This window comes from Bacillus sp. L75, assembly GCF_003676355.1.
Classification (GTDB): Bacteria; Bacillota; Bacilli; order Bacillales; family Bacillaceae; genus Bacillus; species Bacillus velezensis.
Genome location: NZ_ML064902.1, coordinates 175,077 through 201,913 on the forward strand (window position 1 = coordinate 175,077; position 26,837 = coordinate 201,913).

Genomic DNA, 26,837 nt, shown 5'->3' on the forward strand with positions numbered 1-26,837 from the left:
TCCCCTCCTTAACTCAATTGTTGTACATGTCTTGTTACTTTAGGCTGATAGCTTCGCAGTTTTTGCATCGCCGAGCCGTGATGTTCAGGGTATACTTCTATCATTTCTTCCGGTTTTTCCTCCGGCTCTTCCGCCTGTTTCATCATGACGAACTGATTCAACGGGCCGCCGAGCAATCGTTCAAGCGCCGCCATTGCTTCCGGCGCTTCAATTGATCCGACTCCCGCCTGTTTCATCCGTTCTTGATAGTCGGCAGATGATACGATTCCGACACTGCCCCAGTAGCTCCAATTCATCACTGCCGCCGAATACGGCCGAACTTGAGCCAAATGAGCGGCAAAGGCATCTTTGAAACTGCATCCGGCAGCATAATTGCTTTGTCCGGCCGCTCGTGCAAATGATTGAACAGATGAGAAGAACAAAGCAAAGTCCAGCGGCTCATTTTGGAACACGCGGGCCATATTCACGCTGACATTGACTTTCGCAGCGAGCACGCTTTTCAAACGGCTTTCCGGCATATTTGCCAGGCTCTGATCCTCTAAAACAATTGCGGAATGGATAATTCCGTTAATTTGCGGGTGCGTGCGTTTGATCGTTTCATACGCCCGTGTGAGCTCATTCGGATTTGCCGCGTCAGCTTCAATATAAATCGGCGCCGGGCCGAATTGGCTGAGTCTGTCGATTTTTTCCTGGATGGCGCTGTTATGTTTTCGTCTGCCGATCCAAACGACTCGCGCCTGATACGTTTTCACGGCATATTCGCTCCATGCCTCGCCGATGCCCCCCGCACCGCCGATGACGACATAAACGCCGCCTTTTTGGTAGGCGGGCCGGCTTGACACCGGCTGCTGTACAGGAATGAGGCGCTGTTTGTACCAGTGATTGTTCCGGTACGCCCATGTATTGCCTTGCTCATCAAACGGCGCTGAGAACAGCTCCGCCTTTGAAACGTCTTCCGGACAGCCGGCATCAATCAGCCTTGTTTGCCAGTTCGGATATTCTTTTGCGAGCGAGCCGACCAAACCGTGAATGCCTGCATGAGCCGGATCAATAATGTCCGCCGGCTGTACGGACTGTGTTTTTATTGTGACTGCAGTCAAGCTGATTCGCTTGCCTCCATATTCTAAAGCAAGCATGGCCTTAATCACTCTGTACATCTGGATGACGCCCGCATCCTGAGCTTTTACCATGTCATCAGCGCTGTGAAAAGGAGCGATCCATACGATATGCCCGAAAGACCCTGTTGCTTTCAGTTCAGCCGCAACAGCCTCTATTTCATCCTCCGGGGTGATATGAAGCCGTTTCGCAGAAGGATGATGCAATTGAAAAGCCGCGCTTTCCTCATCCCCCGCGATAAAGACAACCTCTTCCGTCTTATATGCCGGGCTTTGATCACGGAATTCCGCGAGATCCCACACCGGAGCCAGAAGGTTTGCTCCATTTAATGATGTTTCCGGCGCGGGGCCTTCCATCATTCTGGAAGAAATCCCTTTAATTCTGACACAGACCCGGCCTGTCTCATCGCATAAGTCAATGTCCATACGCTGTATTTTTTCATCCGTTCCCCGGGAGCTGACATACGCCCACATGCTTGTCGTGCACGGGCTGAAAATGTCCAGTTCTTCAAGGGCGAACGGCAGTGACAGCTGGTTATCATCTGCGTGCAGCTTCAGACCGATTGTCGCTTGTAAAGCTGAATCAAGCATACACGGGTGAAGAACGTATTGATCTGCCGTTTCTTCGAGGAAGGAAGGCAGCCGGAGCTCAGCCAATGCTTGATTGCTTCCGATATGAATCTGCTGAATTCCTTGTTGTCCGGGACCGTAGTCAATGCCGATTTTGCTGAATAAGCCGTAACACTGTTCAGAAGTCAGTATACTGAGGCCGCATTGAGCTTTCAGTGCGCCTATATCACGGTGCGGAGCCTCCCCGGCGCTGAGAATGCCGGCAGCCCCCTGACAGTGTATCTGCCTGCCGCTTGCTTCTGTTTGTGAATCCGTGTAAACGTCATACACGATTTCACCGTTTTCCCTCGGGTTCAGGCTGATTTGCGCTTCAATCGGGCGGTTTCCCGCTTCGATCGGCCGAACCCAAACGATGTTTTTCAGGCGGGTGACAGATGGACGTTCCTTTTGCCCTTTGACTGCCTGAGCAACCGCCGCCCTAGCCATTTCCAAGTAGGCAACGCCCGGCATAACCGGCTTGCCCTTAATAAGATGATCGGTGAAAATCGTCTCTTGTCCCGTAAATTCGGATCGGTACCGCTGCTCTGTTAAATCTGATACATTTTCGTGAAGCAGCGGGTGCAGCACCCGCGACGTCGGCACAGCTTGCGGTTTCTCTGCTTTCGGCCGATTGTCCGTGATCCAGTACCGCTCTTTCGCAAACGGGTAAGCAGGAAGACTCATCCGTTGAGGCTTGATATCAGAATATAGGCCGTCCCATTTGATATCCGCGCCCTGCACCCATAATTCCGCAAGCTTGTCATTCTCTCGGCGGCTTATCAGCTCTTCGATATCCGCCTCGCCGTTTGCACCTGCCAGAATGGATTTCAGGGAGGTTTTACCCGCTTTTCCTTTATAAATGCCCGCTATATCATAACGTCCTTTCGCACAGCTCTTTAGCTTGTCCCGCAGTTCTTCGGCCGAGGAAGCGATAATGGCCGCTCTTTCTTCCATGGCATCACGCCCCTGCTGAAGCGTGTAAGCAACATCGGCAAGATCCGCATCCGTAAAAGAAGCTTGCGCCAGCTGCTGCGCCTGTTCCTGCAGACGTTCTTCTTCTTTGGCCGACAGCACAAAGATTTGAGGGTGTGTGAAAACAGCTGTTTTTCTTTCTTCCTTCGGGATATATTCTTCAATGACGACATGGGCGTTTACGCCGCCGATGCCGAAAGAACTGATTCCCGCACGGCGCGGCAGATGATTGCCGTTTTCGTCTTTCAATGCCGTCCATTCTCTTTTTTCCTGTACGATGTAAAACGGACTGTCTTTCAGCTTGATATACGGGTTGATGACCTCGCTGTGGAGGCTTTTTGCAAGTGTTTTATGCTTCATCTGCATCAGCACTTTGATCACACCCGCGACACCGGCTGCCAGTGACAGGTGGCCGATATTGGTTTTGGCCGAACCCAGACCGCAGTGACTCGCGTAAACGGCGGAATCGCCTGTTTTTTCGTACAGCTTTTGAAAGGCGGATTTCAGGCCGTTGATTTCGACCGGATCGCCAAGCTCCGTTCCGGTTCCGTGCGCTTCTATATAAGTGACGGTTCTCGGATCAATGCCGGCTTTGTCATAAGCCGTTCTGACGACTTCCGCCTGGGCTTTCGGGTTCGGTGTCGTCAAGGAGTTCGCGCGTCCGCCGTGGTTGACCGCGCTGCCTTTAATGACGCCGTAAATATGATCGCCCGCTTTTTCCGCTTCTGACAGCTTTTTCAAAAACAGAATTCCGGCACCTTCACTGACGGCAAATCCGTCCGCCCTGTCGGAGAATGTTTTACATTTCCCTTCTTTGCTCAGCGCCCCCGCTTTGTCATAAGCGATGTGGCCTTGCGGAGTGACGACGGTATTCACGCCGCCGGCGATCGCCATATCGCAGTTCCCGTTTTCAATGGCGCATACGGCGTGATGAATCGCGACCAGCGAGCTGGAACAAGCCGTGTCGATCGGTTCACTCGGCCCGTGCAGATTAAGCATATAGCTGACGCGGTTCGGTCCCGCTGACGGACTCATATTTGCGGCTGACGCACCGCCGATATCCAGGTCGGAAAACAGTGAGCCGTATCCGGTATTCCCCGTGCCGATATACAGGCCTGTTTTCGTGCCGGAAAGGCTTTTAGCGGAATATCCCGCATCTTCTATCGCCTTCCACGCATACATCATTAACAAGCGCTGCTGGGGATCCATCTGTTCGGCTTCCAGCGGTGAAATTCCGAAGAACAGCGGATCAAAATCCGCAACTCCGTCAATAAATCCGCCCCACTTTACATTTGTTTTATTGGCTTCATTAAGCGGGTCACCGTAATACTCACGCCAGTCCCAGCGATCCGCCGGCACCTCTGTTATACAGTCTTTTCCCTCTTCTAAGTTGCGCCAATACTCATCAATATTTGCGGCCTTCGGAAACACTCCGCTCATGCCGACAATGGCGATCGGTTCCGGTTTATGTTCAGCCGCCGTCTGAACAGGCTGTACGGCAGTTTTTGCAAATCGTTTGTTCCCTGCCAGTCTGATACCGCCATCATCAGTTACGCTGCTTTGTTTTTCTTCTTTCGGCTGTGTGCTGCCGGCAAATTGTGTTTGATAGTCTTCTGCTAAATGATGCGCCAAGGCTTGAATCGTCGCATATTCAAAAAATACGGTCGGTGTCAGATCAAGCTGGTAAGTGTCATTCAGCTTGTTGGCGAATTCCGTCAGCGTAATGGAATCAAATCCGTATTGATTGAACTCCAATTCGATATCGATTTCTTCAATGTTTATTTTCAGAAGCCCGGAAACCTCTTTTGCCAGCAATTCCTGAAGTTTTGCCGTCAGGTCTTTCGGCGCAGGCGTTTCATCCGTTTTCTTAACCGGTGCAAAAGCGGCCGCAGGAGTCTTTTGAAGCAGCTTTTCCCGCATTACGGCGCGGTTTCCTTCCATGACGAGCACGCTTGTTTTCCCCGTGCTCCATGCTTTGTAAAGAGCTTCTATTCCGGTCTCAGTGCGCATCGGCGTTACGCCGGTTCTTTTTTCGGTGAGCTTCGCCATTTCTTCATTGACTTGCATTCCGCCGTTTTTCCAAAGCGGCCAATTGACCGACAATGTGTGACCGTGGCGGTACATTGCGGTAACCAGCGCGTTGCGGTATGCCGCATAGCTGTCCATAAATGCGTTTGCCGCCGCATAATCCGCCTGTCCCGCATTCCCGGTGACGCCGGAAATGGATGAGAAAACGATGAAAAAGTCCAGCGCTAAATGCTCGGTTGCTTCATCAAGGTTGACAAATCCGTCCGTTTTAGGAGCCAATACACTGTAAAACTCTTCGGTTGTTTTCTTTGCGATATACTGATCTTTCATCACACCCGCGCTATGAATGATGCCGTGAAGGCCGCCATATTCCGTCTCAATTGTTTTGACCAGGTCTGCCGCAGTTTGAGCGTTTGTTACGTCAGCCTGCTTGTATTCCGCTTTTGCTCCGAGTGATTCAAGCGATTGCAGCTGCATCCGCTGATTCTCGCTTAATGCGGAACGGCCTGTCAAAACCAGTGTCGGCTCTTTGACTTTGCGGGCGATTTCTTTCGCGAAAATAAAGCCTAAGCCCCCGGCTCCTCCGGTAATGAGATATATGCCTCCGTCGTTCCACGGAATGCGTATTTTGCCGCCGGACACGGCCGTTTCTTTGACATCTGCGCTGTATCGGATGCCGTTTTCATATTTGATATGGCTGTCATCAGCCCGTGTTTTATTTTCTCTGATGATGTCTGTGATTCTGCCGTTTTCCGCCGGTTCTATTTCAATCAGCTGGGTTTTCAGTTTTTTATGTTCCAGGCCGGCTGTTTTTAACAAAGCTGAAATGCCTGAGAGCAGCTGATGCTTATCTGTTTTAGAGAGAACCGTCTGGATGAGGACGTCTCCATCCGTCTCTTCCTTCAGCAGTTTTTGCAGCGTCTCCAATATCCGTCCTGTATAATCACGGAAGCGCGCCGCCGCTTTCCCGTGCTGGGAGGTCATTTCAATACATGCAGCTCCCGCGGCTTCAACGGCTTGTTTCAATCCGGCCTCTGTGTCACAAAGCAACACGATATGCCGGGCAAAAACCGGTTCCGTTTGAACGGCGGTTTCATCACTTCGGGTCCATACCGGCTCAAGCATGAGCGTTTCCGGAGCTTTTTCTTTTTTCTCAGGTTCTTTTTCAGCCGTTCTGAATGACAAACCTTTCAGCCTTACGCAAACCTTGCCGTTTTCATCACAAATATCAAGATCGCGTTTTTCAATCTGGCCGGCTTTGTGGTCTTCAGAAAGTCTGGCGTAAACCCACATCTCGGCAGCGCATGCGCTGAATACTTCAAGCTCCTGAACCGCAAACGGAAGCATCAGTTTTTCATCATTTGTTCCGGTTAATATGCTTGATGCCTGCAATGCAGAGTCCATTAAGCCCGGATGCATGACATACTCCTGTACCGTGTCCGCACAAGCCGCATCAAGTGACAGTCTGCCCAATACGAAATCATCACCTGTATAAATCGCTTTGACACCCCGGAAAGCCGGGCCGTAATCAAAACCGATTTTGCGGTACATATCGTACACTTCATCTGCAGAAAACGGTGTCTCGGCGGATTGTGATCTCAGCTTTTGGAGATCAATGACCGGAGCCTCGGCGTCAGGGCGGACTGATACTGCCCCTTGGCTGTAAACGGACGGCTGATCTGTTTCCCGGCCGCTGTAAATGTCGAATTGAACGTCATTTGCCGTTTCAGGAATGAGACGGATGTTGACATGAACCGGCTCGTCTTCAATGGTGATCGGCCGCACCCAAACCGTATTCTTAAGCTTGACGCTTCCTTGTCCGGCCGGAACTTCAGATGCCTGTTCCATTGCTGCGCGCGCCATTTCAAGATGTGCCACTCCCGGTAAAATCGGTACGCCTTTTACAACATGGTCCGCAAGGTAAAATTCTTTTCCTGTATAGATTGAACTGAACCGCTGTTCTGCAAGGTTTGAAGTATTTCTGTGCAGAAGCGGATGAAGCGCGTCTTGTTTTCCGGCAGATACAGTGCTTGTTTTTTCGTGTTTTCCGGTGCTTTTTGCCGCCCAATAGCGGTCTTTTGCAAAAGGATACGATGGCAGGCTCATGCGTTTAGGCCGACGGTCTCCATACAGCTTCGCCCAATCGACGTTCAGCCCTTTGACCCATAATTCAAGCAGCTTCGCGTATTTGCCGCGTGCCATCCATTTTTCAACGGCTTCTTGAATTTCTTCATCTTCCGTCAGCATTTGCAGCGTGCCTTTGTCTATTCTTCCTCTGTACAAGTCCGCGTGCTTATCTCCAGTGATAAACTGTGACAGTTTTTCCTGCAGTTCTTCTGCAGATCCGGCAATAACCGCCAGGCGTTCTTCCATGGCGTCCCTTCCGATTTGGAGGGTATATGCCATAGAAACGAGGGAGGATTGATCGTACCGTTTTTCAGTAAGCGCACGTTTCAGCTGTTTTGCCTGCTCTTTCAGGCGTTTTTCATTTTTGGCGGACAGAACGAAAAGACATGGGTCGATATGAGAATCATCTGCTTCCTCTCTGTCTTCTGGAATGTATTCTTCGATGACGACGTGGGCATTTACGCCTCCGATGCCGAATGAGCTGATGCCCGCGCGGCGAGGCTGTTCGTTTCCGCGTTCGTCCGTCTGCGTCTTCCATTCCATTGTCTCCCGCACCAGATAAAACGGGCTGTCTTCAAGCTGAATGTACGGATTTACCGTCTCACAGTGGAGACTTTTTACTAGTGTCCGATGCTTCATCTGCAGCAAAATTTTAATAATGCCCGCTGCTCCCGCGGCAAGGGATAAATGGCCGATATTCGTTTTGACCGACCCTAAGCCGCAATAGCCGGCCGCTTTCTCTTTTCCGTCTGCAAACGAGCTGAACGCTTGTTTCAGTCCGTTAACTTCAACGGGATCTCCCAGTTCTGTTCCGGTGCCGTGCGCTTCGATATAAGAGACTGTTTTCGGATCAATGCCCGCTTTTTTGTATGCGGCTTTAATGACTTCCGCCTGTTGTTTCGGGTTAGGCGTTGTTAAAGATGCCGCGCGGCCGCCGTGATTCACCGCGCTTCCTTTAATGACGCCGTAAATATGGTCCCCATCCGCCTCAGCGGCTTTCAGCTTTTTGAGGAAAAAGAGACCGGCTCCTTCACCATGGGCAAAACCGTCAGCCTGATCAGAGAACGTTTTGCATCTTCCTTCTTTACTCAGCGCGCCCGCTTTGTCAAAACTGATATACACGTCCGGAAGCACAATCGTATTGATTCCTCCCGCCAAAGCCATCTCGCACGTCCCTTCTTCAATTGAAGAAACGGCATGGTGTATGGCAACGAGCGAGCTTGAGCAGGCGGTATCAATCGGTTCGCTCGGCCCGTGCAGATTGAGCGTATAGCTGACACGGTTCGGTCCGACAGACGGACTTGTATTCGCTGCGGATGACCCTTCAATCTCCGCATCGGCATTGGCTAAAAGAGAACCGTAGCCGGTATTTCCGGTCCCGATAAACACACCTGTCTTTGTGCCTGAGAGACTCTTTGACGCATATCCGGCATCTTCGATCGCTTTCCACGCGTACGTCAGCAAGAGACGCTGCTGAGGGTCCATTTGCTCCGCTTCCCGGGGTGAAATCCCGAAAAATAATGGATCAAATTCAGCAATTCCGTCAATAAACCCGCCTTGGTTGACGTTTGTTTTATTGGCTTCTTTTGCGGGATCCCCGTAATAGTCCCGCCAGTCCCAGCGGTCTTTCGGAATCTCGGTCATGCAGTCTTTGCCTTCTTTCAGGTTCTGCCAGAAAGCTTCAATGTCTTCTGCCATCGGGAAAATCCCGCTGATGCCTACGATTGCGATCGGTTCCGGCCCTTGGCCCCGCTGCACTGTCTGCGGAAGTGTCTCAGGCAGAGTGCGGCGTCGCTTAACGGCAGGGCGCGTGATTTGAGTCTCTTTTACCGGTCTTGCCGATTGAACCGTTTTTGTATTTACCGCAAACCGTCCGGCAAATTCCTCTTCGTATTCACTGATTAAATGAACGGCAAATTCATGGATTGTCGGATGATCAAAGAAAATCGTCGGCGTTAACGTAAGCCGGTACGTTTTGTTTAACTGGTTCGTAAACTCAGTCATCGAGATAGAATCCAGCCCGTATTTTGTCATTTCTTCATGAGGATCAATTTTGTCAATGTTTACTTTTAACAGTGAGGCCGTCTGCTGTTTTAACAGATGCTTCACTTTTTCAAGCAGGCTGTCAGCATCAATGTCATGACGTACGCCGGTCTCTGCTTCCGGATGATCATTCTCTTTGCGGAACAGTTTTGCTTTCATGTGTTTCACATCTCCTTCAACAACCGTCATCCGGGCTGTCCCGCTCATCAAGCCTTGATATAAAGCCTTGATGCCGGCATCTGTGCCGAGCGGTGCGATTCCCGCCTCCTGCATCAGCATATCTTCCGTCTGCTTTCCTGCCTGCATTCCGCCTTCTTTCCATAACGGCCAGCTGACAGAAAGCGTCTTTCCGTATCTTTGTCCTGCGGCTTGTAAAGAACGGCGGTACTCGGCATACATCTCCATAAAGACATTTGCAGACGCATAATCAGCCTGGCCGACGCTTCCAAGCACACCTGATAAGGATGAAAAGACAATAAAGACATCTAATTTCTCATGTTGTGACGCTTCATCAAGATACACAAGGCCCTTCACTTTCGGAGCGAGAACGTGTTGGTATTCCTCTGCCGTCTTCTTCACCATGTAGTTGTCTTTTATAATGCCGGCACTGTGAACAATCCCGTCCAGCTTGCCATGCCGTTTGCGGATATTGCGGATCAATCGGTATACTTCTGCTTCGTCCGTGACATCGGTCTGCTCATAGAAAACAGAAGCGCCGGCAGCACGTACTGTTTCCAGCATGTCTTTCTGCTTTTCTCTGAGAACGGATCGGCCGGTTAGTATGATGACGGCGTCTTTTGTACGGTTTGCGATCTCTTTTGCAAAGATCAGACCTAAACCTCCGGCACCTCCTGTAATGAGATAAACACCTTCGTCTTTCCACGGAATGTCCGGCTCCGCTTGAGAAATATCCATCTCTCCCCAATCAGCGGCAAAGCGCTTGCCGTTTTCATATTTCACATGGACGCTTTCGGCATGCATACGGTTTTCGGACACTTTTTCCGCTATGCCTTCAGCACTTTCTTTCTCTTCGGCTTCGATCATTTGACAGATCAGCTTGGAATGTTCAAGGCATGCGGTTTTTAAGAGGCCGGTAATGCCTGAGAACACCTGCTGTAAGCCTGCTGACCGCGTAACAGCCTGAAAAAGAACGCTGCCCTTCGGCTTGCTTTTCATTATGGTTTTGATATGGTCAAACAGCTGGCCCGCATAAGAATGATACCGCTCTGCAATGGATGCGGGACGATCGTCCAAGATAATGACGCTTGCATGTTCAAGCTTTGCTTCGACAGCTTGTTTTACGGCTTCATCGTACTCACAAAGGAAAATAATATGCTCTTCATACGAAGGGTCGTGATCGGCCGGTTCCGGCTGCTCTTTCCAGACCGGTTCAGCGAGCAATGTGTCCGTACGGCTGACCGAAACGCCGGCACCCGCGTTTTCTTCCATGATCCGTGTTGAGAAACCTCTCATCCGCACACAAAGCCCGCCGTTATTGTCATATAAATCAATATCGGCTTTTTGGATAGAATCGCCGGCTTTATTGTTCGCACTGAATGTGACGTGCACCCACATATCATCAGCGCACGGATTCAGAACGTCCAGCTCTTCTAAAGCAAACGGCAATGCGGCTTTGAATGGTTCCCCGCTTTCTGCAAGCAGCGCTCTCGTCACGTTTTGCAAATATTCGGCGGCCTGAAGCGCACCGTCCATCATACTCGGATGAAGGATATAATCAGCTTTTGTATGAGAGACGGATTCAGGAAGCTTCAATTTAGCAAGCAGCCGGTCTTCGCCTTTGTATACAAGCTGCACCCCTTTGTAACCCGGCCCGTAATCAGCACCGATCATTCCTTTGTAAAACGCTTGAGATTCGATTGTTCCCTGTGTGCACCGGCGCTTCAGCTGCTCAATATCCGCCGCTTCCTCCGGTTCCTTCCGGATGATTTCAGCGATGCCCTGATTATAAAGAGGAGCTTCTTCACCGATAGAATCGTTATCCCCGTACATTCTGTATTGAATCTGTCCGTCCTCTTCTTCATAAAGTCCGATATGGACACGGACAGCCTCCTGATCGGCTATCACCGGACGGACCCATACAATATTCTTTAAGCGCAGGCCCAGAGATTCCTCTGTTGCCCCGCCGATGCTTTTCTCCGCCGCGGCCCGTGCCATCTCAAGGGTAACGGCAGCCGGCACGATCGCCATTCCTTTAATGATATGCTCAGCAATAAAATACTCTTTTCCCGTGAATTCCGAACTGAACCGCTGCTCCTGCAAGACGGATGTATTCTGATGTACCAGCGGATGCAAAAGTTTGGTATCCGTTTGCTTCACCGTTTCCTCCGGCCAGAAGCGCTCCTCTGCGAACGGGTAGGTCGGCGCACTGATTCTTTGCGGCGCGGAATCCGGATACAATAAGCCCCAATCGACACGCGCTCCTTCAACCCAGAGCGCCGCGAGTGCTTTCAGCTTTTCATCCCGTGTCTGACATGCCGCAAGCTCTTCCATCTCCTGAGCTGACACTTCTCTGCTTCTCACTTTTTCGCCCCGTAAGATGTTTTGGTCATTGCCGTTGATGAAATCCTGCAGCTGACGATTCAAATCGTGACGATCATGACTGATAAAAACGGCTCTCTCTTCCATCGCTTCACGTCCGGTCTGATACGTAAATGCCAGATCATGCAAGGAAACATCGTTTTCGGCTTCATCCAGAAAGCCGGATAAACAAGATGCATAGGCAGTAAGACGCTGCTTATTTCTCGCTGACAGCGGAACGATATAAGGCGGCTGTCCGTCATTTGATCCGCTGATCGTTTTGTTTTCATACTGTTCAAAAATGGCGTGTGCGTTTGTTCCTCCGAGTCCGAATGAGCTTAACGCTGCGCGGTGCGGCGTCTCTCTCTCCGGCAGCGGTTTTCTCTTATCCGCCACATAAAACGGCGAACCGCTGAATTTGATATTCGGATTCGGTGACGTGTAATTAATGGTAGGCGCCAGCTCCCGATGATATAAACTCATGGCGACTTTGACGCACCCGGCCAGACCTGCTGCTGTATCCAAATGTCCGATATTCGTTTTTACGGAGCCGATCCCGCAATACTGCTCCCGGTCCGTGTAACGTTTATACACTTGCTGCAGCGCGGACATTTCAATCGGATCACCCAATGTCGTTCCTGTGCCGTGCGCTTCGATATAGGAAATCGTCTCCGGGTGAATATTCGTGCTGTCTAAAACATGCTGGATGACGTCAGTCTGACCTTTTACACTCGGTGCGTAAAAACCGACTTTATCCGCTCCGTCATTGTTCAGACCGATGCCTCTGAGCATGGCGTATATGTGATCTCCGTCCTGAACGGCTTGTGACGCCTTTTTCAGCAGAATGACGGCCGCTCCTTCTCCGCCCGCCATACCGTCGGCTGAAGCGTCAAATGCTTTGACATGCCCGTCGCTTGAAAAATTCAATCCGTTTTGGTGCACATAGCCGATGCTGGTCGCTGCATGCAGAGTTGCTCCGCCGACGAGCGCGTATTCCGATTCTCCGCTCGTTATGCTTTTGTAGGCTGAATAAAGACCGACTAATGATGATGAGCAATTGGAATGAACGAAATAGCTTGGCCCTTTTAATCCGAGCTTATGGGAAACCATCGTCGGAATTGTACCGCTCTGCGCTAACACCCATGACACATAGCCGTCGGGAGATTCATGGCCTTCTGTCGTTTTTTCCGGCAAAAGCGACCGATACGAATTATTGCTTGCCGACATATATACGCTTGTCTTCGGAATCTCTTTCGATACATATCCCGCGTCCTCGACGGCTTTCCAAGAATGAAGCAGCAGAAGCCGAAGCTGAGGATCCATAAATTCTGCGTCTTTCGGAGAAATGTGAAAGAACTCAGGGTCAAAGAGATCTTTTCCTTCTATCGTCGATAATGCCGGCACATAGTCGGGATTTTCGATCAAATCTTCAGGCACGCCGGCTTCCCGAAGTTCTTCTTCCGAGTAGAACCGGACGCTTTCCTTTCCTTCTCTTAACTGCTTCCAAAACTCATGATGATTTTTCGCGCCGGGGAACTGGCAGGAGATCCCCACTATCGCCACACTGTCATCAAAGTAAGACGGCACCCCGTTTTGCGGTGTTTGTTCTCTTTCTCTCTCATCTTGGCAGGACGCCTCTGATTCAGCCGCCTGTTTTGTTTCAACAATAAATCGGCTGATCGCCTGAATGGTAGAGTGTTCGAATAAATCCGTGACGGTAAAATCGCATTCAAGCTCCTGTTTAATGCGTTCTGCCGCCGCAACAGCCAGAAGCGAGTCGCCTCCCACATCGAAAAAGCCGTCTTCGATTTTGATGCCCGCCGTATTCAGCAGGTCTTCCCATATTGCGGTCACTTTCGCTTCCGCTTCTGATAACGGCAGTCTGCCCGTCTTTTCAGACCGGTGAACGATTACCTTGCGCTGTTTTAGGTCTTTGCGGTTCACTTTTCCGCTCGGTGTTAACGGCAGCGCATCCAGACGGATAAAATGGGCAGGCGCCATATAATCCGGCAGACTCGATAAAAGATGGTTGCGGAGCGCTTTTTCGTCTGCCGTATGACCGGAGCGGGCCGTATAATAAGCAATCAGCTTTTTATGTCCGTTCTTTTCCTGAACCACAACCGCCTGATCAAGAATGTCCGGATGTTCGCTCAATTTCGTTTCAATCGCTCCCAATTCGATGCGGAAGCCGCGAATTTTCACCTGACTGTCAATCCGGCCGGCATATTCTATATTTCCGTCAGGCAGCCATCTGGCCAAATCACCTGTCTTGTAAAGTTTTTCTCCTTCACTAAACGGATTATCAATAAATGATGCCGCCGTCAGCTCAGGCTGATTGTAATAGCCTCTGGCCAGACCGGCGCCGGCCACGCAAAGCTCCCCGGCCACACCGTCAGGGACGGGGCTGAGCTTTTCATCGACGATATAAAGCCGCGTATTGTGAATCGGTTTCCCGATCGGCGTATTCCTGCTTGTGATTTCCTTTTGGCCGCAGCTGTAGTAAGCGGCATAAATGGATGTTTCCGTCGGGCCGTATATATTTTCAATTCTGGCATGTTTGAAGATGGAAACTGACTTTTTAACTAAATCTTTCGGAAACGCCTCACCGGCCACCATCACATATTTCACAGGGCCGTCTTCTGTAAATGCCGTATGCCGCTTTACCGTTTCCAGAAATACATTAAACACGGCGGGCGCAAAATTCAGATGCGTGACCTGGTGGGTTTGGATATATTCCATGCAAAGCTGCGGATTTTTTTCTGCACCAGGCGGCAAAATGACAAGCCGTCCGTTTCCGATAAACCAGCCGAATAATTCAGAAATCGAAACGTCAAATACGTAATTCGTTTTTAACAAATAGGCATCCTCTTGTGCGACCGGATACTCAGCTTCCAAAAACTGCAGCGTATTCATAATGGCTCTGTGCTCAACCATGACGCCTTTCGGTTTTCCCGTGCTTCCGGACGTATATAGAATATAAGCGAGATGATGCGGTTTTGAACGCGGCGTCAGTTTTGCCCCGCTGACAGAACGTCCGCTGTTTTCAATTTCCACCGTGCTCACACCGCCGATGGCCAACTGTTCAATCATGCCGCGCGTCTTTTCCTGTGTTAATACGATTGACACGCCGCTGTCAGTCAACACGTGGGCCATCCGTTCGTTTGGAAAAGCCGGGTCCAGCGGTACATACGCGCCTCCCGCTTTTAAAATGGCGAGGATGCCGATGACCATCTCAAAAGAACGCTTCGTACAAATGCCGACCGGGCATTCCGGTGTGACGCCCTTTTCTTGCAGGTACACAGCGAGCGCCGTGCTTCGTTCATCTAATTCGCGATATGTAAGACTGTTTTCACCGAATGTGACGGCTTCTCTGTCAGGGTGGCGTCCGGCTTTTTCCGCAAACACTTCATGAATGCAGCGCTCATTCGGCTGATGGGATGAACGGCTTTCATCCCGTTTTTGATTGAGCAGGCCGGAACAGGCTTCAAAAGCGATCTCCGGATCAGAAAGCACCTTTTCTGCCAGTTTCATATAATGCTCCGCCATTCGTTCGATGAAAGAAGGGCTGTAGACATCCGGGTTGTACAGAAATTGCAGGACGGTTCCCGTTTCTTTTTTATAGACTTCAAGCGCAAGCTCAAATTCGCCTTCCTGATGAATGTCTTCTATCATTTCAATGCCGAGTGATTGATATAGTTCCGCCAGCTTTTCCGCTCCTTCTGTCCGGAAGAAGTTTTGATAGAAAAACGCGGTTTGAAAAACAGGCGAAACCGCAGGCGAGCGTTCCGTCTTCAATTCTTTGACAAGTGCGGGAAACGGATACGCGGCATGGTCCAGCCCTTCTGCCAGTGTCAGCTGCAGCTCCTTCAAAAACGCCGTAAAAGATTTGGCGCCCGTCTCCCTGCTCCTGACCGCGATCATATTAATAAAGTATCCGATGACAGACTCAAATTGAGCCTCAGAACGCCCCATCGTCGGCATGCCGACGATGACATCTTCCTGATTCGTATATTGATAAAGCAGTCCTTTGAAAATAGCGAGATACACAACGGATTCATTGACATTATGTTTTTGGGCGCAAACTTTAATCTGCCGGTTCAGTTCATCAGGAAGCAAGCGCTGATACGCCTGCCCTTTGCACGTTTGAACCGATGATCTCGGATAATCCGACGGAAGCTCAAGCACCGGCAGCGGTCCTTCCAGCTGCTTTTTCCAATAAGAGAGATGCGCTTTTCCCGCTTCGCTTTCCAGCAGCTCTTTTTCCCATTTCACAAAGTCATGATAATCTGCGGCCTGCTGAAGCATGACAGGTTCTTTGCCTTCGCTTGCTTTTACATAAGCGTCCAGCAGCGCCGACATAAACGTCATAAGAGAGACGCCGTCAAAAATGATATGGTGAATGGTGATTAACACAATCGGCTCCCGCTTCGCCCGCCGGAATACTTGAACACGCAGGAGCGGCCCGGTTTCAAGCGAGAACGGTTCTTTTGCTTTTTCTTTAATAAACGTAAGCGCATCACGCCCGCTTAATTCAGAAAGATCCATTTCTTCAATCGGAAAATGCCGATCCGTATCTTCTATCTGATACGGAAGGCCGTTTTCCTCTTTTATCACACTGGTCAAAATAGGGTGCTGGCGCTGCACGGACAAAAGGGCGTTTTTGAATGTCTCGATATCCAGCTTTTGAAAACGAAAGCATAACGGAATGTTATATGCGCTCATCTCCGGAAACATTTTCTGAAGCATCCACAAACCTTTCTGGCCTTCAGAAAGCGGACGTTTTGCAGTTGTCCGCTTGAAAGCCTGAAGCTTTTGTTCTACTTCAGCGATGGTGAGCGTTCCTGATCTGTAGGCATCGAGAAGTTCTTTATGATTCATAGGTCTTACTCCCTTCTATGATGTCTTGCACTCTTTTAAAATCTAATGTCCCCTCAGAGACCTGTTTCATCATGGCGATGATCTCCTGATCCGTATACTCCTTGTTATCCGGAGCGGCGGCTTCTGTTTCGGTTTCTTCCGTTCTGTAAAACGTTTCGATCGTTTCTTTGTGTTCTGTCAAGTAATAGCTGATGACGTCTCCGAGCGTGGCATAGCTGTAAAATAACGCCGGAGTGACTTCAATGCCGTAATGACTCGTCAAAAGAGCGGCAAATTTGGCTAAATAGATGGAATCAAATCCGAATTCCGCCCAGTTTTTATGCAGGACGAGTTTATCTTTCGATATTTTCAGCAGACTGTGTATCAGCTCTTTCAAATCCGCTTCGAGCCGTTTTTCTGCGCTTTCTTCCGGGATGCGGCGGCTCACGGTTTCCAAAAGCGCATCCGGTTTTGATGAATCGTCCCGCCGTATGCCTAAAAATCGTTCGGCACGGCTTCTTTCGCCGGCAATGACAAGGCACTGGGTGTTGTCTTGAGAAATGACGCGCTCAAATAGCTCAATGCCTTCATCTGTTTCTAACAGGCGCTGGCCGCTTGATTTCAGGTACATGCCCGTCGTCTCTTCACCGCCGACGGCCATTCCGCCGTTTTTCCAGACCGGCCAGTTGATGACAAAAGCGTTTCCGCTTTCTGATTGTTCGTTTTTATAGTTGGCATACGCCATTTGGAACCTGTTCGCGACCGCATAATCACAGCAGCCGAAATCTCCTAAAACAGCCGATGTGGATGAAAAGTAGCAGATGAAATCAGGCGTTTCGTTTTTCAGCCACTCGTCAAGAAGCAGGCTTCCGTTTATTTTCGGTTCAAGCGTACTGCGGAAATTCCCGATTTCATTTTCAAAGACGGATGTTCTGCTTTCGATGCCGGCCGCATGAATGACGCCGTGAATGGCTCCGAATCGTTCTTTCGCGCGCTTGATGCAGTCGCCCATTCCGATCGGATCACAAACATCGGCTTCGGCGTAAAGAACACCTGCGCCGAGATTTTCCAGGTCTTTCATTTTTTCTTTCTTTTCTTCATTGATCGGCGACCGCCCCGTGAGAATGACATTTGCCTGGTAGTTCCGGGCGAGATGGCGGGCAAATAAGTAGCCGAGCCCTCCTAATCCGCCTGTAATGAGATATGTTCCGCCGGTTCTGATCCTGCCGTTTTCTTTCGTTAGTCCGGTTGGTTCGGTGTGATAGACATATCGTTTTCCCTCTTCCAAGAAAACGGTATGGTCTGTTTCAGCTTTCAGCTCGTCCCAAATGGTTCTCATCCAGTCCGTTATGGCCGCTCCGGCTTTTCTGAAGTGGCCGGTAACACTTGTTTTCGGGAGAACAATGCCGAGCGAACGCTCAAAGCCGATCCATGATTCCAAGTAGCACCTTTCCAGACCGGATGCATATTCCCCCGCCAATAACAGCCTTTCCGGCTGCAGACCGGTCTCAGCCATTGCTTTGAGAATATGGACGATACATGAATAATCTTCGATGCAGCTTTTATCTTCAAGCGCCCATAAATACAAAATGGCAGAAGCTTCACCGTACTCTTTTTGAATATCCGCAAAAGCGTTCACATATGATTGCGGATCTTCCCGCACCACTTGGCAGCGGCCGGCGGACAGAGCCTCATACCGGTCTCCCTGAGCGATAAAAATAACGTCAATGCCACTGTCATACGATTTGATCACAGAGACGGCTTCCTGCTGCTTCTTCTGATCAGATAAGAAAGAAATCACCGTTTTGACTTGCTTTTCTCCGGCAGCCGGCAGAGCCTGTTCTTTAAGAACTTCTCTAAAAGCCATCACTTCAAACTGTTCCGCCGGATCACTTTCATCAGCCGGCGCCTTAACGGGCGCAGCCTTGCTTTGTACAGGCTGCTGATGCCAGAAGCGTTCTTTCGCAAACGGATAAGCAGGCAGGCTGATGCGGGCCGGAGGACGGTCTCCGTATAATTTCGCCCAATCGATGTCCAATCCTTTTACCCAAAGCTCAAGCAGCTTAGAATATTTCCGTTTGCTGATCCAAGCGTCTATGATTGTTTCCAGATCATCATCCGCCGAAAATACGGCAAGCATCCGTTTGTTTTCTTCCGTGCCGTCACGGTGCAGTCCGGCGCTGTTTTGTCCGGCGATAAATCCATTCAGTTTTTCCTCAAGTTCATGAAGTGAATGGACGATAAAACCGAGACGCTCTTCCATCGGCACCCGGCCCGTCTGAAGAGTAAAGGCTATGCTCATAAGGTCGCTGCCGCTGTATCTTTTTTCACGGATGGCGTCTCTGAGCTGTTTTGCTTTTTCAGTGAGCCGTTCGCTGTTTTTCGCGGACAGGACGATGATGGCGGGCTGATCTGCCGGCGTCTCATCAGGTTCTTTGTCTGCCGTATATTCTTCTATGACGAGGTGGGCGTTTGCTCCTCCCGCGCCGAAGCTGCTTAACCCCGCCCTTCTCGGAAGCTCTTTGCCGCCGATGACGGGACGTTTCCACTCACCGAGCTCCTGCTGAACGGCAAACGGCGTATACGCGAAATCAATATTCGGATTCAGCTGTTCCGCGTGCAGGGACGGCGCAATTTGGCGGTCTTTGAGCTGGAATAGTATTTTTGTCAGACCCGCAATGCCCGCGGCGCTTTCACAATGACCGATATTTGATTTTGCGGAGCCGATGGCGCAAAACTGTTTATCTGTTGTATCCTCTTCAAATGCTTTCGTTAATCCGGCGATTTCAATCGGATCTCCTAATGCGGTCCCCGTACCGTGGGCTTCAATATAACTGACGGTGCGCGCCGGGACGTTTGCCCTTTCGAAAGCTTCTTTTATTAAGGCGGCCTGCGCATTCGGATTCGGAACGGTGTATCCGTTCGTTTTGCCTCCGCTGTTAATGGTGCTTCCTTTAATCACACCGTAAATGTGATCGTTATCGGCAATCGCCCGGTCCAACGGCTTTAATACGACCGCTCCTACCCCTTCTCCGTCGACAAAACCATCCGCGCGGTCTCCGAACGATTTGCACGTGTCGCCTGCGGAAAGCATGTTCATGACTGACAGATTCATATAATGGATCGGGTCGGTCACTATGTTTACGCCCCCGGCAATCGCACATTCGCTTGAACCGCTGTATATGCTCTCAAGCGCCAGATGAATGGCCGTCAAAGAAGAGGAGCAGGCTGTATCAACGGCAATGCTCGGCCCTTGGAAATCAAAAAGGTAAGATACCCTGTTGGCAATGGACCAATAGCCGTAGCCTGTCGGGTAGTTTTTGTTCATCGCGCCGGCAAAAACACCGATTTTTCTGCTTTGGCACAGGTTGTCAGGCGTATAGCCGGCATCCTCGATACTCGCATACGCCGTTTCTAAAAATAATCGCTCCTGCGGGTCCATTCGCTCCGCTTCCAAAGGAGAAATCTGAAAGAACAGCGGATCAAACTTGTCCATATCCTCAATGAAGCCGCCCCATTTCGTATAAATAGAGCCTTCTTTACCTTTCTCTTCATCGTAGTAATCCTGCCAGTTCCAGCGTTCCCGCGGGATTTCTTCTATGCAGTTTTTTCCTTTTTTAATATTAGCCCAAAGCTCAGCCGCTGTTTTTGCCTGCGGGTAGCGTCCTGAAACACCGATGATGGCCACGTCGCGAACCGAACTTTGCCGGACGGTCTCTTTGGCTGCCCGTTTTTCCCTCCGCCGCCAGTCAGTGCGAAGCGGCTTAGCAGGCTGTACAGCCTGCGGTTCTGGTGATGCCTTCCGTTCTTCCTGAACAGGCGTTTGTCCCGTCAGTTTGATCATCGCGTCTTTTTTCGTTTTGATTAAGTGAGCGACGAGCGCCTCAATCGTCTGATATTCAAAAAATAAAGTGCTGCTGACTTGGTCCAATACATTTCGTAACGCGTTTGTCAGCTGTACGACGACGATAGAATCAATTCCGTATTTTTCAAGCGGCGCTTTCGGATCAATTTGAGCCGGCGGAATTTTTAATGTTTCTCCGATTAACGTTTTCAAGTACTCGGTGCTTTTTTCTGTTAAAGACGTGTCGCCTTTTTGCACCGTTGTTTGCGCCTGAAGTTCCGGCGCATGTACTGCTTTTGGCGGAGAGGTCCGTTTTCCGGCCCCTGATTTAAGCGTTTTTTGGCGAACAATGCCGTTGCTTTTTGCCGCTATAATCTGATGGCTTAATTCATGTGCCGCTTCTGCCGGGAAGAAGACAGAATGCCAGCCTTCACTTTCTAACACGCGCTTCCAGCTTTCCGGATACAAGCCCGGGCACCCCGGAATACGAAGGGCAGAATCTTCATGCAGCCACCAGCCTTCAAGTAGTCCGAAAGTAATATGCGGGAACAGGCTGTTTCCCGCCATTTCATTTAAGAGCAGCAAACCGTTGTCTTTTAAAACGGCTTTGGCGTTTCTCAGCGTCTGGCGGATGTCTTTCGTCGCGTGGAGCACATTGGCCGCAACGACGATGTCGTATGCGCCCGGCTCTATGTCCTGGCCGGCAAGCGGCGCTTCTGCGTTAAAAAGCTTATACGTCAGATAAGGATTCCGTTTGCCGTATTCCGTCTCCGCATGCACGAGAAAAGCTTTCGATACATCGGTGTAACAGTATTCTTTTATATGGTTTTGATACGGCCTAAGCTTTTCAAATATGCCTGCGCTTGTGCCGCCTGTGCCCGCTCCGATTTCCAGTATGCGGATCTCGGCTTTTGAATGTTTGCTGATGTTTTCTTTCACATAAGCCGTTAATGTATCTGACAGGGCGCTGTTAAAGTAATCCGCGACTTGATTGTGCTTATAAATTCCTTCAACAAGTTCCATTGAAGAGTGCGGGAACATGATATCTGTCGCCGGCACGTCTTCGCGCAGAATGTCCGGCAGTGCTTTAAGCATCGTCTCGGCTAAAACAGTCATCGCTTTTGTATCGGCGTTATTGAGCCATTCCTCTTTTTCCCGCTCCCATTTTTGCCATAGCGCGGCGGTTGTGTTTTCGGCTCGCGCCGACAGTTTATATGAATCCGCATTCCCTTCCAGATAGCCATGTTCCAGAAGGAAAGCGATCGTTTGATTGAGCCATTTTTTAAAGTATTCATGTTCGGGCTCATACGCTTTAAGGCTTTGCGGCGTCAGCAAGTCTGCTTCTTTAAGCTGGGCGATCAACAGCTGATACAGAAAATCATCAAGCTCCTGATGTTCAGCCTCTCTAACAAGACGTGCGCCGGGCGGAGCGACCTTCGGCTGTTGTGAAAAGACAAGCGGCTGAGGCGGATAAACGGAAATCTTTTCTCTTTCATTCATCCCTTCGACTGCGACCGGTTTTGTCGTATGAATGAAAGCCGCCTGATCAACCGGCAGCGTCATAAGGGTTTCAAGCGCCTCCATTGCAGCGTCCGGTTCGATTAATCCCAATCCGATCTGATCCATCAGCTGAATAAAATCCCCGTCTTCAGCCGCTTCGCTATTGCCCCAATAGCCCCAATTCATCACTTTGACCGGACAATTCCATGTCTGATCAAGTTCTTTCGCAAATGCGTCACTGAAAGCGCATCCCGCGGCATAATGGCTTTGTTTCACGTTATGAATAAATGCCACAAGCGAGGAGAAGAAGAGCGCAAAGTCAAGCGGCTCCCGTCCAAATACCTCCGCCATGGACACACTTACATCGGCTTTTGCCCGCAGCACCGATTTGAACTCTTCTGTCTTCATATTATTTAAGCTTTGCTCAGACAGATCCATTGCCGAGTGGATGATTCCGTTTATTTTTGTGTGGTGCTCTTTTATGAACTGATAAGCCCTCTCTAAGGAAGCACTGTCGGCGGCATCGGCGGAAACATATTCAGGCGCCGGGCCGAATGCGCTGAGCCGGTCGAGTTTCGCCTGTATGGAATCATTCAGTGTGCTTCTTCCGATCCAAATGATGCGTGCTTTGTAGCGGCGGATCATGTATTCACTCCATGCCTCGCCAAGATACCCCGCGCCTCCGATCACGGCATAAACCCCGCCTGTTTGGTACAGCGTGCCGTTTTTCGGCATATTGTCAAGCGGTATCAGTTGCCGCTCAAACAGTTGCTGATTGCGGTACGCCCAAATTTGACCGTTTTTCCCGGCAGAAAGACTGAGCGCCTCTTCGATCGGCCAGCTGCCGTCCGTTTCTGTGTCAATCATGCGGATATGCCAGTGCGGATATTCTTTCGCCATTGTTCCGGCAAGTCCGCTGACTGCGGCTTGTGACGGGTCGGCGCTGTCTTGATCCGAAAACGGCTGGGCATTTGCTGTGACGATGCACCAGTCCAAACGTTTTTCTCCGTACCCTAAGGCAAGTAATGCTTTCATCAGCTTGAACACATGAAGAACGTTTCTTTCCTGTTCTTTGAGGCTGTCCGCACTCTCAGCCTGCGGAGCAAGCCAAATGATTTGCTCCAGTTCTTTTTGTCCTTCAAGCATGTGCGTAAGAGATGTGATATCATCCGTACCTCTGATCGGATAATAGGAAGCGTTCGGCAGGTGTTCTTTTATGCGCGTATGTCTCGAATCCGTTCCGCCGAATACTGCCGTCTGCTTATCCACCGCTGCTTCCCCGGCTTTTTCAAGCGCAACAGGCTCCCAAGCCGGAATCAGCATTGTATGGCCGACAGGCGCCTCCGAGGTTTCTCCGCCCGCTGTTTGGCCTGTGTCAAGCGCCCGGACGGACGCGCCTTTCATCCGGACATAAACTGTACCGGCATCATCGCACATATCAATGTCAAATTTTCTTACGTTGTCATCTGCTTTGCTGCCTTCTGTGTACCGGATATATGACCAGATATGTTCAGGACACGGCCCGAACACTTCCACTTCCTGCATCGCAAACGGCAAAGAAAGCTCGTGGCTGTCTGCATCGTCATGTATCGATCGGACAAGCAGACCGACGGATGCGTGAAAAGCGGCGTCCATCATACTCGGGTGAAGCGTATACTGTTCTTTTTTGTCATGTACAGCTGCTGGGAGTGAAATACGGGCCAATAATCGGTCTTCTCCGATCAGCAATTGCTGTACGCCCCTGTATGCCTCTCCGTAATCCAGACCGATCTTCTCAAAAGCACCGTAACATTCTTCCGCAGTCACAATTCCTAAATTGCAGGAAGTTTTGACAGACTCGATATCAATCTGGGCGCTTCCCGGTTCGGTAATGACCGCTTCACCCTGGCTGTGAATAACCGGATCTTCGCCGTTTTCTGCCTCACTGTATATTTCATAGGTAATCTCACCATTATCTTCTGGGTAAAGGGCAATATGTATTTCCTTCGGTTTGTCTTCAATCATGACCGGCCGGACCCAAACAACCTGCCTGAGTGTGACGCTATGGTCTTTTTCCGTCACGGCAGCAGCCTTTTTGACCGCCTCTGCGGCCATTTCCAAATAGGCGACGCCCGGCAGTATTTTTTGTCCGTTGACGACATGGTCAGATAGGAAAAATTCATCTCCCGTAAAAAGAGACGTGAAGCGCTGCTGCGAAAAATCTGACGTATTTTCTTGTAAAAGCGGATGCAGCACTGTGCCTGACGGGCTTTTCTCCTGTTTTTTCTGCTTCGGAATCCAATAGCGTTCTTTTGCAAACGGATAAGTCGGAACGCTTGTTTTACGCGGTTTATCCGAACCGTACAGCTTATTCCAATCTACTGTTTTCCCTTCTGCCCATACCTCGGCAAGCCGTATCGGATCATCCGTCTCAGGAGCGGCTTCGCTCATCTCCGGCAGCTCAGCTTGTCCGCGCCATAAACCGGGGATGTTTTCGTTTCCTTTTACGAAATCATTCAGCTTTTGCTTCAAGTCGCGGATGTCATTTACAAGGAAGACAGCTCTCTCCTCCATTGCTTGACGTCCTGTCTGAATTGTATAAGCCAGTTCAGACAGCACCGTCTTTTCTGAAAGCGATCGGGCTAGTTTTTCCGCATAGGCCAGAAGCCTGTCTTTATTTCTTGCTGACAGCGGGATGAGTTTTGCTGCATCGTTCTCAGGTGCAGGCGCTTTTTGTTCAGGCTGAATGTATTCTTCTAAAATGATATGGGCATTCGAACCTGATGCACCGAAGGAACTGAGCCCGGCCCTGCGCGGATAATGTGTGACTTTACCGTTTTCTTCAGCTGACGGTTGCTTCCACGGAGCAGTCTGCTGCTGTACGTAAAAAGGAGATTCCTCAAATTTCAGGTAAGGATTTAATTCCGCAGAATGCAGTGATTTGACAAGCGTTTTGTGATGAAGCTGCAACGCCGCTTTTGTTAACCCGCTGATCCCCGCCGCTGATTCTGCGTGACCGATATTTGATTTGACCGAACCGATGGAACAAAATTGCTGATCCTGCGTCCCTTGGCTGAACGCTTTTGACAGACCTTCAATTTCAATCGGGTCTCCTAACGAAGTACCTGTGCCATGGGCTTCCACATAACTGACGGTCCGCGGGCTGATACCTGCTTTTTTCAGACAGGCCTTAATGACTTCTGCCTGTGCAGCAGGATTCGGGACGGTAATTCCGCTTACTTTCCCGACGTGGTTAACGGCGCTTCCTTTAATGACCGCGTAAATGCGGTCGCCGTCTTGTTCGGCTTTTTCCAGCGGCTTCAGCAATACCGCACCGACTCCTTCTCCGGAAACGTAGCCGTCCCCGCCCTCGCCGAATGTACGGCAGCGGCCGTCACTTGAGTGCATGCCCACGCTTCCGTAGCTGAGATATTTCGCCGGGTGCAGTGACAAGTTCACCCCTCCCGCAAGCGCGGCCTCACATTCGCCGCGGCGGATGCTCTCAATGGCCAGATGGACGGCGGTCAATGATGAGGAACAAACGGTATCCACCGCGATGCTCGGCCCGTGGAAGTCACAATAATAGGACACTCTGTTGGCGATCTGCGCATAATTCAGTGAAACCGGAAACGGATCAGTCTCAGATAATTGTTCTGCGCCGATTAAGGAATAATCTTTATGCATCACCCCTGCAAATACGCCGATCGGATGCTGTTTCTCCCCTTTATTTCCCAGCGTTTCAGGCGTATACCCCGCATCTTCAATCGTTTCCCAGCATGTTTCTAAAAACAGGCGCTCCTGCGGGTCCATCGTTTCCGCCTCACGCGGTGAGATTCTGAAAAACTGCGGATCGAAGCAGTCGGCATCTTCAATGAAACCGCCCCATTTTGATACTGTTTTTCCTGACGGGGACGTTACGTTTTTATATGTTTTCCAATCCCATCGGGACTTCGGAACTTCAGTGATGCAATCCGTGCCTGCCTTCAGGTTTTCCCAAAACTCCGCCACACTTTTCGCTTTCGGATAGCGGCCGGCCATTCCGATAATCGCGATGTCTCCGGTGTTTTTATGATGTTCTGGCGCGTCCGGCGCTTCAGCTTCAGACCGTGATGGTTCGGCTGCACGTTCCGCACATTCAAATGAAACGGTCTTTTTCAGATAGGCTGCGAGTTCTTTTATATTTGTATATTCAAAGAGAAGAGTGGGCGCGAGGTCCGCACCCGTCTTTTTATTGATATCCTGTACAATCTCAAGCAAAGAAGATGAATCCAGCCCAAGCTCATAGTAGCCTGCAAGAACGTCCAGCGTCTCCCAAGGCTGCCCAAGCTTATCAGCCAAAAGCTTCTTTAAAAACAGAATGATGTCTTTTTCATCTGCGCTTTCCGGCTCAGTTGCAGCCTGTTGATTCTGTTCGGCTGTATTCTCGTCTTCTTCGAACCGAACCGCTTTTCCCGTAATGTTTTTAAGCTCCGCCACCTTTTGTCCGGATCGGCTGAAGTACTCGATCGTCATCGTTGTGAGTTCTTTTTCCTGACGGACGCCGGAAGCGGCGATACGCGCCGTGCACTCAGATTGCAGCCTGTCGGCGGCCGTGAACGATTCATAATATAAAGGCAGATGAAGCCGGTTTGTTTCAGAAAGCAAACCGCTCGCCCCGATTCCGCTCGCATCCAAAAGTGCCGGATGGAATAAAAAGAAATCTTTTCCTTCTTCGCAAGAAAGCTCAGCCAGCATTCCGCCTTCTGTTTCGTACAATCGTCCGTTCGATTTCATCATGCCGGAATGAACCAAGTCATGATCCAGGCATCGGTTATACATGTCATCAAGATTCAGAGATCTGCCTGACTGCTTCACATCGCCGAAATCAATGGTTTCGTCAAATGTCACAGCGTCTCTTTTCACCATTTCAGCTGTCGCATATTGTATATTGTCTGACAGCTCGTCACCTTGCTGTTTCTGCCCTGAAAGGGAGATGAGCCACTTTCCATCTCCGCTATCAGAACATTGAATGGTCAGAATGATTGCAGCCGTTTCACTGACGGTTAAAGGCTGATAAATCGTAACGTGCTTCAATTCGAGCTCATTGTATACATAACCGTGTTCCTGAAAAACCTGATAAATCAAATCGATATAAGCAAGACCGGGCAATACCGCTTCACCAAAGACCTTATGGCCCTTCATGATGGGATGATCCAGTGAGATATTGATTTTTTCCGATATCATTC

2 protein-coding genes are annotated in these 26,837 nt (G+C 50.1%); both read right to left on the bottom strand.

Annotation, left to right across the window (positions count from 1 at the left end; genetic code table 11):
• Positions 1-8: 8 nt before the first annotated feature.
• Positions 9-16,310 carry a non-ribosomal peptide synthetase gene (locus D5S11_RS04375; protein ID WP_108724963.1) on the bottom strand — a complete coding sequence of 5,434 codons (16,302 nt, stop codon included), beginning with the start codon at positions 16,308-16,310 and terminating at the stop codon, positions 9-11.
• Complete coding sequence (locus D5S11_RS04380; protein ID WP_108724964.1) at positions 16,300-26,835, bottom strand: type I polyketide synthase; 10,536 nt, start codon at positions 26,833-26,835, stop codon at positions 16,300-16,302. Before D5S11_RS04380 ends, D5S11_RS04375 begins: the two co-directional genes overlap by 11 nt.
• Positions 26,836-26,837 lie beyond the last annotated feature (2 nt).